We start from the raw sequence: 13,649 nt of genomic DNA, 5'->3' as shown, positions 1-13,649 counted from the left end.
GTCCCCGGGAAAATAGTTCGACGGCTTCGCGGTGCCCTGCCACAGTGGCGCACCATGGATGACTCCGGTCTCATGACCGCGGCGGACGTGCAGCTCATGCAGGGCCTGGCGCAACGGGTCACGGCCGTCCGTCCCGATCTGGTGAACAGCGACGCGACGCTGGGAGAGCTGGCCTGGAACTGGGGCAAGGGGCACGCGTCCGACGGTGAGAGCTGGCTGCGTCGACTGTGGTTCTCCGGTGACGAATTGGTCGCGTGGGGCTGGGCCTGTCTGCCGCACCGGGTGAGGCGGAGCGACGGGTCGGTGAAGGACGTCACCAACGCCTATCTGGGATATCAGGTTCATCCCGACCACCGCGAGTTGGTGGACGAGGTGATCGACTGGTACGACGGCGTGACGGTCGGCATCGAGCGTACGGTGATGCCACAGGCCGCCGATGAGTTCGCCCTGAAGCGATGGGCGGCGCACGGCTATGAGACCGATCCGGCCTCGCTCGGCGACACCGGCTCCTGGACTCAACTCAATGAGCGGGACCTCGACGACGTGGAACAGCCGGTGCTGCCGGACGGATTCCGATTCCGCACCGCCGACGAGGCCGGGCCACAGGCCGCGGTCCAGGCCCATGTCGACGCCTGGGCTCCGTCACCCTATACAGTCGAGGGCTACGAGGGCGTCCGGCGGACACCGCCGTATCGCGGCGATCTGCACGTCCTGGTGGAGGCGCCGGACGGAACGATGGCCGCATCGACGATCATGTGGCTCGACGAGGCGAACAGGACCGCCGAGTTCGAGCCGGTCGGAACGCATCCGGACTACCGGCGGCTCGGACTGGGCAGGGCGATGCTGCTGCACGGTATGCATCTGGCACGGGAGGCCGGGGCCCATCACATGACGGTGGCCTGTCTGGGGGCGCCGGGGCATCCCCAAGCGCGCGGGCTGTACTACAGCGTCGGGTTCCGGGAGTTCACACGAGATGTGCCACTCATCAAGACCGGGGGCTAGGGCCTTTCGTAGGTCGTCTTGCGGAAGTGCGTGCGGTGACGGGCCTGCCGTAGTACCTCTGGACGGTCCTGGATCCGTGTGTGTTCTCCTCGGGAGTCGTCGATGGCCGTTCGCCGTGTCATGCCCATCATCCAGTCAGAGGCTGCGAAGGAGAGCCGGGAGTTCTATGGACTGCTGGGCTTTGAAGAGGTCATGAATCTCGGCTGGATCATGACGCTTGCCTCGCCGTCGAGTCCGGCAGCCCAGGTCAGCTTTATGGCCGGCGACAGAACCGCCCCGGTCACCCCCGATATGAGCGTCGAAGTCGACGACGTGGAGGCGGCTTACACGATCATGCGGGACAGCGGCGCGGAGATCGTTCACCCCCTGCAGGACGAGGAGTGGGGCGTACGGCGATTCTTCGTCCGCGACCCCAACGGCCGCGTGGTCAATGTTCTGAGTCACCGCTGACGCCGGGCCACCGCGCTCCCGGGCAGGTCGAGGGCTCAGGGCGCCAGCAGGTCGCGCGGCGACTTCGCTTCACGTCGGGGGTCTCTTCCGCCATGAAGCGGCCGCAGGAGACGGTCGAGTGGTTCAGGCCGGCGACCCAGGCGCCCCAGAGGGCGGCGGCCCTCGTACCCGAGGGCAGAGCCGCAGTCCTGCTGGAGCACCGAGAGCTCCGAATCGCATCCGCTGCGGCGTGCCTTCGTCGCCAGACCGCCGCAGTACGCCCTGAGTTCGTCCCACCCCTTACGACAACGTCGGCCGTCAAGACCACAACTCGGTCTTGACGGCCGACGTCACGTCACACAGCGCCCCGGCTCAGCCGAGAGCGCCGGAGGGCCGGGCAGCGTCGGGGGTCGGACTGGTCGTGGTGCCGCCGCGACGGTGTCAGGCGCAGTGGAACTTCGCGTCCGCCCAGTCGCCGTGGTCGCCGGACTTCGTGCCGTCGGTGTCGGTGATGACGAGATGGACGTGACGGGCGCCGTCCAGGGGTACGTTCACCGGCACGGGGTCGGACTTGCCGCTGACGGTGGGGGAGGACCACAGCGTCTTACCGTCCGCGACGACGGAGAAGGACACGCCTCCGTAGCCGTTGATCTCGTCGTCGATGCCGACGGTGGCGGTGAACGAGGAGCACTGGCCGCCGAGCCAGAACTCGATGTCGGAGTCGGCGTGTGCGCCGATGCCCTTGGCGTAGGTCGTGCCGTTCAGGGTGAGCGTATGGCCGTCGTCGGCCGCCGACTCCCCGTTGCTGCGGTCGCGTTCGGGCGGTCCCCAGCCGTTGGTGGCGTTCAGCCAGGGCAGGTCACTGGCCCACGCGTCACCCTTGGGCGGGGCCGGCATGGTGCGCACCGCCGTCCGTTGCGTGGTGACGGTGTCCTGCCCCGCCGCCCGGTAGCGGGCGGTGCCGCTGAGCACGGCCTCGCCGACACCGGTGTCGGCCGGCGCGGTCACGGTGAACTCCGCGCTCGCCCGTTTCCCCGGCTCCAGACGGCCGACGGTCCGGGCCGGCGAGACGGTCCAGCCGTCGGGTGCGCTCACGGACAACTCGGTGGCCCCGGCGCCCGTGTTACCCGCGGTGAACCCGACCGTGACCTTCTCGGACACGCCGGCGCCGGTCTCGGCGGGCGGCGCGACCGAGACCGTGCCCGTCGCCCCCGGGACCTTGCCGCCCACCGCGCTCGCGCCGTCCACGTCGACCTGGAAGGCCCGGTCGGTGCTGATGCTACGGGTCTTGATCTGGACGACACCGCCCCGGTCGGAGGCGTCGTACCACCAGCCCCGGTCGGCGGCGTCGAAGGCGGCCTTGGAGGTGAATTGGGGCAGCGCACCGCCGTCCAGGCCCACGTGGTGCGGGGCGGAGCCGGTGTGCACCGTGAACCGGTACGGGCGGCTCTTCTGCTTGCCGGCGAAGTCACCGGCGTCGGCGCCGACCGCGATGCGCACCGCTCCCGCTCCGCTGTCCGGGGCTGTCACCGTCACCCGCTGCTCGGCGTACTTGCCCTGCCGGTGCTGCCGGGTGACACCGTCGTCCTCGTACAGCGTGAAGGAGGTGCGGCCCTGCGGGTAGACGTCCCAGGCGAGTGGGGAGTCCGCCGTGCGGTCCTGGTAGGAGTTGATGCCGGGCCACATGGGGATCGACGCTCCCGCCTTGACGAACAGCGGCAGGGTGTCCAGGGGCGCCTGGTAGCCGTCGACGGTGGTCGGACCGTGGTAGGTGCGCCCGGACCAGTAGTCGATCCAGTCGCCCTTGGGCAGGTAGATTCCGTCGCGGACGGTGGTGTCGCTGTAGACGGGCGCGACCAGGAAGTCCTCACCGGTGAGGAACTCGTACTTGGCGGCGTCGCTCGCCGCCTTCGGGTCGTCGGGGTACTCCAGCGTCAGCGGCCGTACGGCGCCCACACCGGTGCGGTTGGCCTGCGCCGCGTAGGTGTACATGTACGGCAGCAGGGATTCCTTCAGCTTGAGGTACTTGCGGTTGATGCTGGTGTACGGCTCCCCGTACTGGTAGGGCTGCTTGTCCTTGGCGGCCCAGCCGTCCATCGTCATCACGGCCGGCAGGAACGACTTCCACTGCAGGTCGCGGGTGTAGGTCTTGGCGCTGCCACCGAAGATGCCGTCGACGTCGCCGCTGGTGTACGCGAGTCCCGACATGGTGGCGCCGGCGTAGGTGGGTATCTGCCAGCGGATGTAGTCCCAGCTGCCGGACTGGTCACCGCTCCACTGCACACCGCAGCGCTGGGCGCCGGCCCAGCTCTCCGGGGCCCAGGTGAAGCCGCGCGCGTCGCTGTTGTCCTCGATGCCGCGGTAGGCGTCCTTGCACCCGTCCAGGGCGAACTTGTAGCCGGAGCCCACCCAGGCAACGTCCAGCTTGGCCACCCGCTGGCCCGCCTTGACCTGGTCGGCCAGTTTGTCCAGCCCGTCCTGGGTCCACAAGCCCATCTGCATCTTGCGGTCGTTGAGGCCCTTGGCGGTCTCGGCGAGGTCCTCGTAGCCGCAGCCGTATCCGTCGTTGACGAGCATCCAGCCCAGCGGCATGTCGTTCTTGACGTAGTCGTCGGCGACCTTGAGGGCGTCCAGGGTGCGCCGCTCGCCGCGGTTGGCGTTGTGCAGATAGCAGTCGGAGTCGCCGACCTCCAGGCCGTAGATCGGGGGAAGCATGGGGCGCCCGGTGAGCTTGGTGTACTGGCCGATGACGTCCTTGGTGGAACCGCCGGCGAAGTAGTAGGCGTCGAACCGGTTCTCCTGCTCGGTGGTGGTGACCGGGTCGGCGAAGGCGTAGGTGCCGGGCGCGTAGGTGTTGCGGTAGACGCCGTAGCCCGCCGAGGAGAGGTAGAACGGAACCGAGTTGGGGTGTCCGCCCTCGTTCCAGTTGTAGTCGACGCCCACCTTGAGCGTCTTGCCGCGGTGCGAGGTGTTGCCGCTGCCGTTCTGCTCGCCCGTGCCGTAGAACTGCTCGTCGGCGCCGCGCGTGAGCGTCTGGGTGGTGGCGGTGCCGTCCCAGCTGATGCCGCGGGTCTCCTCCCACAGGCGGGTCCCGTCGGCGCGGTACAGGGCGAACCGCAGTGGCGACTTGTACACCCGCAGGGTCACCTTGTCCGTGGACAGTTCGTAGTGGTCACCGCGGTCGGTCCAGCGGGTGGCCGGTGGAGCGCCCTGCGGCAGCACGATGTCGCCGCCGACGGGGTCGGTGAACGTGCCGTCCGGAGCCACCTCGATGCGGAAGGTGTCGGCCGAGACGAAACTGACCCGGGCCTTCGCCGTGCCCGCCGTGAAGGTGTAGGCGGCGCCGGACCGGGAGAACCCGGTGACCGCCCCGATGACGGTCGGGGTCCCGGACGCGGTGGCCGTCGCCGCTCCGGCCGGTGGGGCCGGTCCGATCTCGGCCGCCAGGACGGCGAACAGAGCCGTGGCGGCCAGGACCGCCCCTCTGGAACGGAAAGCCTTGCGTCTGCGGGATGGAGCGCTCATGTCGATCCCTTCGCACACGTCGATCGGCGTGGGGCGGTTGCTTGAACTTGCTTGATACGCCGCTGAATCAAGCACAACCAATCACGCGGAGAAGGTATAGCGCACTGGGAACGCCCGTGACCAGAGTGCGTACCGGGTGAGGTGAGCGTGGATGCCGGACGGCTCGGCTGATCGGCGTCGGCGGCTGGACGGCGCGCCTGCGGCGCTGCGCCGGTCCGGTTCGTCGCGAGCGGCACGCCGACGACGGCCTCCGTGAGGGCGACACGCGGTGTCCGACCTCCGCGCTGCTTGTCCGGCTGCCCCACCACCGGACGCGCGCGACCGACCTGTGCGCCACGCCGCCGGCTCTCCGCACATGGTGAAGCGACGGGCCTTCGGCATGGTGCGTGCCGAAGGCCCGTCGCTGTGTGGTCGTATGGCCGGCCCGAAGTGCGTTCACCTCATGGAGCCGGAATCCCCCGAACCCTGGTCACCTCACCGAACTGCTCGAGCCCGGCCGTGAGGATTTGATGGCCTGTCACGGAACCAGCGCGACAGGGAGCCTCTCCAGTCCCCGGAAGGCGGGGAACGGGACCTTGAGCCATTCGGCCTCGGACGCCGGAAAATCGAGTTCGATCTTCGGGAACCTCTGGAAGAGCGTGGTCAACGCCGTTCGCATTTCCATTCTGGCCAACGGCGCACCGAGGCAGTAGTGCGCCCCGCTGCCGAAGCCGAGGTGCGCGCTCTGCAGACCCTCCCGCTTCACGTCGAAGGTGTCGGGGCAGGCGAACCTCTCCGGATCCCGGTTCGCGGAGGCGACCGCGATCTGCACGAGGGAACCCTTGGGGATGAGCGTGCCCCTGATGTCGATGTCCTCCAGTGCGTGCCGGAACGTCGCGTTCTCGACCGATCCCTCGAAGCGGATGACCTCCTCGATGGCGTTCGGCAGGAGTTCCGGATCCTCCAGGACCTCCTGCAGTTGATCGCGATGGGTCAACAGGTCGAAGACGGCGTTGCCGATGAGGTACGCCGTTGTCTTGTGGCCGGCGAAGAGCAGTACCCACAGGGTCGACAGAAGCTCGCCGTCAGTCATGGCGCCTTGCTCGTCCTGCGTCCGGATCAGGTCGCTGAGAAGGTCGTCGGACGCGTTCTTGCGTTTGCGCACGATGAGATCGGCGAAGTAGTCCCGCAGCGCTCCCTCGGCCTCTGCCAGTTTTTCCTTGTCCTTCCTGCTGAATCCGGTGCGTGCGACGGTGGTGCACCATTTCTGAGCTTCCGCGCGCTCTTCCTCGGGAATTCCGATGAGCTCGCAGATCACGACGAGGGGGAGCGGGAAGGCGAAGGACGACAGCAGGTCGATGGGTGCGTCGGTGTCACAGCCGTCCAGCAGTTCGTCGGTGATCTGCTGAATACGAGGACCCAAGGAATCGATTCGGCGCGGACTGAAAGCGCGGTTGACGATGCGGCGCAGCCGGGTGTGCTTGGGCGGATCCGAGAAGAGCATGTTGTCGTCGAGCGCGATGGACGAGTCGCCGAAAATGGTGTGGTACGCGTCCATGGCCGCGTACATGTCCTTGCTGATGCGCGGATCCGTCAGGGCAGCCTTGGCGTCGTCGTACCGGGTGATCAGGTACGTCTCAACCCCGTGCGGGGGAGACAGGCGGCACACCGGGGCCGACTCGCGCAGGCACGCGTACACCGGATAGGGGTTGGCGCGATACTCCGCTGAACCGCGCGAGGCCGCCGCGATCGCGTCCGCTGTCGAGTCCGTCGTGTCCCGTTCGTCGAGCTGAGTCATCATCCCGGCCTTTCTCAAAGCAGCTTCCGCCCCGGCCACGGGACAGCAGATGTACGACTTACGATCCACCGGTCCCCTGAAGGATCCCGTACGTAAACGCAATTCGCCCGATCGCACCTACCCCCTCTCGCGGTGTCGTTGGGGCTCGTGTCCACAGGCTGCGGCGAGGCGGATTTGCCGCTGATCGGGTGATCGCTGCTTATCGGCTCGCCGCGCATGGCAAAAGAACTGAGAGCGAGTCATGGAACCCATCGGCCACCGCGCTGCGGAGATGCTGATCCCAGAGGAGAAACGCGATGAACGATCGCGGCAACGAGTATGTGCCCGTCCTGGTCGTGGGGGGCTCACTCGTGGGCCTGTCCGCATCCGTGTTCCTCGGGCGCCTTGGCATCGAGCACTGTGTCGTCGAGCGCCATGCCGCCACGTCGGCACATCCGCGCGGCCGCGGCAACAACATGCGGACGATGGAACTGTTCCGGACCGCCGGCCTCGAGCCGCAGATCCGGAAGGCCGCGACCACGCTGTCGAAGAACCATGGAATCCTTCAGGTCGACACCCTGCGCGGCGAGAACCGGCGCTGGCTCTCGGCGCGGATCACGGGCAGGCCGCCGGAGGCGGACCTGTGCTCGACGATCCGCTGCGCGTGCAGCCAGAACGATCTGGAGCCGGTCCTGCTGCAAGGCGCCCGCGACCTGGGCGGGGACGTGCGTTTCGGTACGGAACTGCTGTCCTTCAGCCAGGACGACGACGGGGTGCTGGCCGTTCTGCAAACCAGGGACACCGGTGAGACGTACACGGTGAGGTCGGACTACCTGCTCGCCGCCGACGGTCCCCGCAGTCCCGTCCGCCAGCGGCTCGGGATCGAGCACTCGGGATCGGGAGATCTGTTCCACAACGTCAGCGTCACCTTCCGCAGCAAGCTGCTGCGCGAGGTCGCGGGGGAGCAGAAGTTCGTCGTCTGCTACGTCACCGACCCCACCGGCGAAGGCGTGCTGCTGCCCGTGGACAACGAGGAGCAGTGGGTTTTCCATGTGCCCTGGTTCCCGGAGCGCGGGCAGACACTGGAGCACTTCACCGATGCCCGGATCACCGACCACATCCGGGCGGCGGCCGGGGTGCGCGATCTGGACGTGGAGATCACCGGGAGAGCGCCGTGGCATGCGGCGGACCGCGTGGCGAACAGCTATCGGGACGGACGTGTGTTCCTCATCGGTGACTCCGCCCATGAGATGCCGCCGACCGGGGCGTTCGGATCCAACACCGGTATCCAGGACGCGCACAATCTCGCCTGGAAGATCGCCGCGGTCCTCCGCGGCTGGGCGGGCCCGACGCTGCTGGACAGCTATGAGGCGGAGCGCCGGCCGGTGGCTCAGACCACCAGCGCGCGGGCGACCCTTCAGGCCGCTCGTGAACAGCACCCCGGCTACTCCGCCAGGACGGCGTCGAACGACACCGCTGATCTGATGACCGTGGCGCTGGGCTACCGATACACCTCGCGGGCGGTGGCCGGCGCGAACGCGGAGGACCCCGTCATCCCCGACGTCCTGTGCCTGAACGGCGAGCCCGGAAGCCGTGCACCGCATCTGTGGGTCACACGCGACGGGGCGAAGGTCTCCACCATTGACCTGTACGAGCGCTCCTTCGTCCTGCTCTGCGGGAGGCCCGGCTGGCGCACCGCGGCCCGCGGTGTGAGTGCGCGGCTCAACGTACCGCTCGACGTCTACTCCATCGGCGACGGAGTGGAGTACGACCTGGACACCGGCGGCGCCGCGGACTGGTCTTCGGTGTATGGCGTCGCACCGGAAGGCGCGGTGCTGGTGCGGCCGGACGGCTTCGTGGCCTGGCGGGCCGAGGCCGAGACGGCGGACATGGAAAAGGAACTGACCGGCGTCCTTCTTCAGATCCTCGGGCGCTGACCGTCACCGCGGCTCGACGACCCGAGCCGCACAAGAGTGACTTCTCCTGCGTCACCACAGAAATGGGAGCCTGTCCATGACATCACTAGAGACGGCGGCGGGCACGGCCCCACTGGCCGGTATAGCCGACAGCGGGCCGACGGCGGCGGGGGAGGGCGACGCACGCCGGGAGCGTGTGGACGTACACCACCACTACACCGCGCCGGAATGGCTCGACTGGGCGGAAAAGCAAGAGATCGTCCAGCGTCGGAGGCTGCCGCCGTGGACCCGGTGGGACCTCGGCACAGCTCTCCGGATGATGGACGAGGCGGGCATCCGGACCAGTGTTTTCACCGTCGCGATGCTGGGCCGCCTCCAGGATCCGAAGGTACGCAAGGAAAGCGCCCTCGTCGCCCTGGAAGCCGCCAGCGACCTTGTCCAGAGCCATCCCGATCGCTTCGCCTTCTACACGCCGCTGTTCCTGGACAGCCCGGACCTGTCGATGTGGTCGCTCACCCATGGACTGGACGACCTCGGGGCGATCGGCGTCAGTGTGCGGACCAGCGCCAAGGGGGTCTATCTGGGCCACCCCGACCAGGACAGAATCCTGGCTGAGCTCAATGAACGCTCGGCCGTGGTCAGTACGCACCCGATGGACGTACCCGGAGGCGGTGCGGAGCTGGAGGGTGTGCCGCCGTTCCTGTGCGACTTCCTGATGGACACGACGCGCGCGGCGATCAGTCTCATCATCAACGGGACCTTGGACCGCTATCCGAACCTCAGCTTCATCCTGCCGCACGGTGGCGGTTTCCTGCCTTACATCGCCGGCCGCGTGGAAGTGTTCAGCGACTATCTGACGCCCAAGGTGGACCGCGCCCGGGTCCGTGACTACCTGCACCGCTTCTACTACGACACGGCCGGCCCCATGTCCCCCTCGGCCACGCCGAGTCTGCTGTCCACCGTGGATCCCTCCCGGATCCTCTACGGCAGTGACTGGCCCCCCACCCCGGCCCATCTGGTCACGGGTGTCACCGCACCCGCGCTCGACAACGACCCCGCCCTCGACGAGCAACAGCGCCGCGGCATCAACCGCGACAACGCGCATCGTCTTCTTCCGTCGCTTGCCGCTCGTCGATAGCGGCTGCGAGGAGGGGGCACGAGCAGCGCAGAAGGGGAGGACCGGCGACCTGGCCCCGGACCATGATCGGTCCGGGGCCGATGCGCCGGCGCCTCCGGCAGGATCCCCCTCGCAGGATCCCGAAGGGCTTGCAGGGGGTCAGACGTCGGTGACGCGCGGGCCGGCGTGGGCCTCATATACCGACCGTCCGCCCCACGCGGTCCAGGGCAATGACCTGCCGCCTCCTTCGTCCCGGGTGCGGCATGCCGCTTTTGGAGTAATGAGCCGGCCAGGCTGCTGGGCCGTGTCAGGCTGTGGTCTTGTTTGATCACGGTCGTGCCAGGAGGCCGGGGTGTACCGCTCGCGTGAGTGGCTGTACGAACGGATCCGTCGTGGCGGGCCGGCGGGTCCCACGGTTTCGGCACCGGTTTACGACTGGGGGCGGGGCCCGGTGTCGGCGGTGCACCGCAATGGCCGGATCACCGTGCGGCGAGCGAACGAGGTGCTGGTCTTGGGCGGGCGGCAGTTCGCCGCCCGGCACCTCAGGCCGACTCCCCGCTGCACCTGCCACGACATCCTGGAGATTCTCCTTGTCAGGCCCGGCGCGATCGCCGGGCCGCCGCTTTGGCGCAGGCCCGGGCCGAGGGCGGCCTCACCGCCACTCATGAGGCGTTCTGTTCGGCGGCGAAGACCAAGACCGGCGGACATGAGGGCACCCGGGTGCTGATCGAGGTGCCGCCGTCGCACCGGCCGTTGCCGGCCGCGGCGGTCGTCGGCGGCATGCAGGCTGTTCTCGGCTTCGCCTCGGCCGGCATCGACCTGGTGGCCATCGCGGCCCGCCGGTGCAACGCCACCTGTGAGGAGATGGGCGACAGTCCGGCTGGGGGGGGCGAAGACCACCTCGCGGCACGCCCGGCGACCGCCACCCGATCCGCGCCCGCTCGCGGACATGACCACGTACGACCGGCTGCCGAAGCCGGACACCCCGCACCACCTCGAAGAAGGGCACGAGCGCATGAGCCCCGCTAAGGCCGCCCCCACCGACAAGGACGCCGAGGCCGGCTTTGAGTATCAGTTGCCGCCGCGGCGGCTGCCGCTGCCGGAGACGGAGACCCCGCTGATCGGGGTGGGCACTGCGATCGCCGAAGCAGGGGGCTCCAAGCCGCTGTTCCAGATCCTCACCGAGCGGGAGGAGCGCAAGGCCACGGCGGTGGCTTCCACCGCCCCGTACAGCGCGTGCGGCGGGCCGTTGCAGTCCACCGAGGGCGAGTACCGGTCCAGCGGGCGATCGTGATGATGGCGGGCAAGAAGGGAGAAGGGGCGGAGCGGCCGCCCCGCCCCGACCTGCTGGCGCGTCTGGACGACGAACTGGGCAGGATCGATGAGCAACTGCGCGCTCTGGCCGGCGCCAAGCACCGCGTTCAGGGTCTGTTGGAGGCGGTGGTGGCCATCACCCGGGAGGTGGAGCTGCCCGCGGTACTGCAACGCATCGTGACCACCGCCATGGACCTGGTCGACGCCCGCTACGGGGCACTGGGAGTTCTCGACGTGTCCGGCGAGTTCCTGGAGCAGTTCATCGTCGTCGGCCTGTCCGAACAGGAACGGTCGTCCTTGGCCGAGGTGGGGTTTCCCCGCGGTCGGGGCGTCCTCGGACACTTGATCCGCCACCCCGAACCCCTGCGGGTGGACGACATCGCCTCGCATCCGTCGTCGGTCGGCCTGCCGCCTGGCCACCCGCCCATGCGCACCCTCCTGGGCGTCGCCGTCAGCGTCCGCGGCGACATCTTCGGCGACCTCTACCTCTCCGAGCGGCGCGACGGACAGCCCTTCGACGTGCACGACGAGACCATCGTCGTTGCTCTCGCCCGCGCCGCCGGTATCGCGATTGACAACGTCCGGCTCTTCGAACAGGTTCGTACCGGGTCCGAACAGTTCCAGCGGCGTCTGCTGCCGGCGCTGCCCGACATGCGGCCCTTCGACGCCGCCGCCATCTACCGGCCCGCCGCCAAACCCCACCATCTGGGCGGGGACTGGTATGACGCCATCCTCCTTCCGGACGGCGCGGTGGCGGTCGTCATCGGCGACGTGGTCGGTCACGATCTGCATGCCGCTGCCGCCATGGCCTCCACCCGCAACATGCTGCGCGCTCTGCTGTTCACCCTGCGGACTCCGCCCAGCGCGGTCCTCGCCCAGCTCGATCGCACCCTGGAGGCCATCACCGACAACCCCGTCACCACCACGAGCCTGGCGCGCATCGAACCCGCGGGAGCTGCCTGGAGATTGCACTGGAGCTCGGCAGGCCACATCCCCCCTTTGCTGATCGCTCCGGGCGGCCGGGCGGAGTACCTGTTCGCGGAGCCCGGACTACCACTGAACGTCGACGTCGGGCAGCCCCGCCCCGATCACACCCACCCCCTGCCCCCGGACACCACCGTGGTCTTCTTCACCGACGGCCTCATCGAGCATCCCGACCACCCCCTCGACGAGAGCCTGGACGAGCTCGCCGAACTCGCCACCACACACGCGGCCCTGCCTCTCCAGGACTTCGTGCAGGCCCTGGCCGACCACCACCCCAGCGACGCGCACGACGACATGGCCATCCTCGCCGTGCGCACCCCGCGCTGAAGCCGCACGGAGCCCCTGCGGCTGAGAGGCAGACCCCTCGGGTCGCAAATCGCTCCGAGAGGTCACTCGAAGCAATCCCGGCAGAGCACACGGCGAAAGGTCATACAGATGAACGGCGGTGTCGTGGATCCGGGAGGGTCAGCGAACAGTGGACGGGGGAGCGGAGCCGAGGGGAAGACTTCCCGATGACTGCTGCGAGCAGCGACAGGCTCCGGAGCGCCGGCATGACGGCCCTGCAGCTCATCGCCGTTGCCGTGCTGTACTACGTCTCCGGCAAGCTGGGACTCCTTCAGCAGTTCATGCGCGGCCAGGTCACGCCGCTGTGGCCTCCGACCGGGATCGCCCTGGCCGGCCTGCTCCTGTTCGGACTGCGAGTCTGGCCCGGGATCGCGCTCGGCGCCCTCCTGATCGACATCCCGCTGGGGCCGACGACCCCCGCCGTGCTCGCCATCACGGCAGGCAACACACTCGCTCCGCTCTGCTCCTACGCACTTCTTCGCCGCATCGGGTTCCGCACCCAGATGAACCGTCTCCAGGACGCGCTCGCGCTGGTCTTCCTCGGTGCGCTCACCGGCATGCTCATCAGCGCGACCGTGGGCAGCTGCAGCCTGAGCCTCGCCCACGCGCTGCCCCCCGGCGGATTCTGGCTCTCGTGGTGGGTCTGGTGGACCGGCGACGCCATGGGCGTCCTGCTGGTTACGCCGCTGCTGCTCGTCCTCCGCTCGGCGCGCTGGCCCAGGGACACTCCGCCATCCCGATGGGCGGAGGGATCGCTGCTTGTCGCGGCCACCATCGCCGTCGGTCTCCTCGAAACCTTCCCCGCGCCGCTGCTCTTCCTGGGGTTCCCGCTGCTGACCTGGGCAGCCTTCCGCTTCCAACGCGCCGGAGCCACACCCTGCGCGCTGGCCGTGTCCACGTTCGCCATCCTCGCCGTCACGCGCAGGGCAGGCCCGTTCGCCGGGCACACGCTGCTCACCGACATGATCTCACTGCAGGCATTCAACGGCGCCGCCGCACTGACCGCGCTGCTGCTCGCCGCGGCCATCACCGAGCGGAACCAGACCCAGGCGAAGATCGAAGAGGCCTGCAGGCGGCTCGCCGAGATGGTGGCCAGAGCCGCACCGGACACCGACGGTCCGCCAGTGCTTCCCAACCCACAGGGCGACGGGGGAGAGAACGGCGGACAGACCCGGGCGTCGTGATCAATCAGCAATCGCGACAGGGGACCGGGCCCGCCGAACCACGCCTTCAGGGACACAGATTGCCGATCACGAGCTCG

At 68.8% G+C, this 13,649-nt stretch carries 9 protein-coding genes; 7 read left to right on the top strand and 2 right to left on the bottom strand.

What is annotated here, in order from left to right:
- The first annotated feature begins 72 nt into the window (after nt 1-72).
- Nucleotides 73-1,002, top strand: coding sequence for a GNAT family N-acetyltransferase (locus ACWC91_RS31305; protein WP_225080125.1), 930 nt, complete (start codon nt 73-75; stop codon nt 1,000-1,002).
- Nucleotides 1,003-1,104: 102 nt separating this feature from the next.
- Complete coding sequence (locus ACWC91_RS31300) at nt 1,105-1,452, top strand: VOC family protein (protein WP_450643810.1); 348 nt, start codon at nt 1,105-1,107, stop codon at nt 1,450-1,452.
- A 420-nt stretch (nt 1,453-1,872) separates the two neighbouring features.
- Here ACWC91_RS31300 and ACWC91_RS31295 read toward each other — a convergent pair whose 3' ends face one another.
- Nucleotides 1,873-4,956, bottom strand: coding sequence for an NPCBM/NEW2 domain-containing protein (locus ACWC91_RS31295; RefSeq protein WP_450643725.1), 3,084 nt, complete (start codon nt 4,954-4,956; stop codon nt 1,873-1,875).
- Nucleotides 4,957-5,473: 517 nt separating this feature from the next.
- Nucleotides 5,474-6,733 carry a cytochrome P450 family protein gene (locus ACWC91_RS31290; protein ID WP_376504693.1) on the bottom strand — a complete coding sequence of 420 codons (1,260 nt, stop codon included), beginning with the start codon at nt 6,731-6,733 and terminating at the stop codon, nt 5,474-5,476.
- Nucleotides 6,734-7,029: 296 nt separating this feature from the next.
- On the opposite strand from ACWC91_RS31290, the gene ACWC91_RS31285 reads away from it, so the two are divergent.
- The 5 genes from ACWC91_RS31285 to ACWC91_RS31265 all read left to right on the top strand — a co-directional run bounded on the left by ACWC91_RS31285 (nt 7,030) and on the right by ACWC91_RS31265 (nt 13,572).
- On the top strand, nt 7,030-8,649 hold the full coding sequence (locus ACWC91_RS31285; RefSeq protein ID WP_225080122.1) for an FAD-dependent oxidoreductase: 1,620 nt from the start codon (nt 7,030-7,032) through the stop codon (nt 8,647-8,649).
- A 175-nt stretch (nt 8,650-8,824) separates the two neighbouring features.
- Nucleotides 8,825-9,766, top strand: a complete 942-nt coding sequence (locus ACWC91_RS31280) for an amidohydrolase family protein (protein WP_225080121.1) — start codon at nt 8,825-8,827, stop codon at nt 9,764-9,766.
- Nucleotides 9,767-10,694: 928 nt separating this feature from the next.
- A complete protein-coding gene (locus ACWC91_RS31275) occupies nt 10,695-11,039 on the top strand; it encodes a hypothetical protein (protein ID WP_450643724.1) in 345 nt (114 codons plus the stop codon).
- A gap of 2 nt (nt 11,040-11,041) precedes the next feature.
- Nucleotides 11,042-12,370 carry a PP2C family protein-serine/threonine phosphatase gene (locus ACWC91_RS31270; protein WP_225080119.1) on the top strand — a complete coding sequence of 443 codons (1,329 nt, stop codon included), beginning with the start codon at nt 11,042-11,044 and terminating at the stop codon, nt 12,368-12,370.
- Nucleotides 12,371-12,594: 224 nt separating this feature from the next.
- On the top strand, nt 12,595-13,572 hold the full coding sequence (locus tag ACWC91_RS31265; protein ID WP_225080118.1) for an MASE1 domain-containing protein: 978 nt from the start codon (nt 12,595-12,597) through the stop codon (nt 13,570-13,572).
- Nucleotides 13,573-13,649: the final 77 nt, after the last annotated feature.

It is taken from the genome of Streptomyces sp. NPDC001204 (assembly GCF_053598035.1).
The sequence above is the reverse complement of the archived record's forward strand: the minus strand, read 5'-3'. Positions and strand labels throughout refer to the sequence as shown.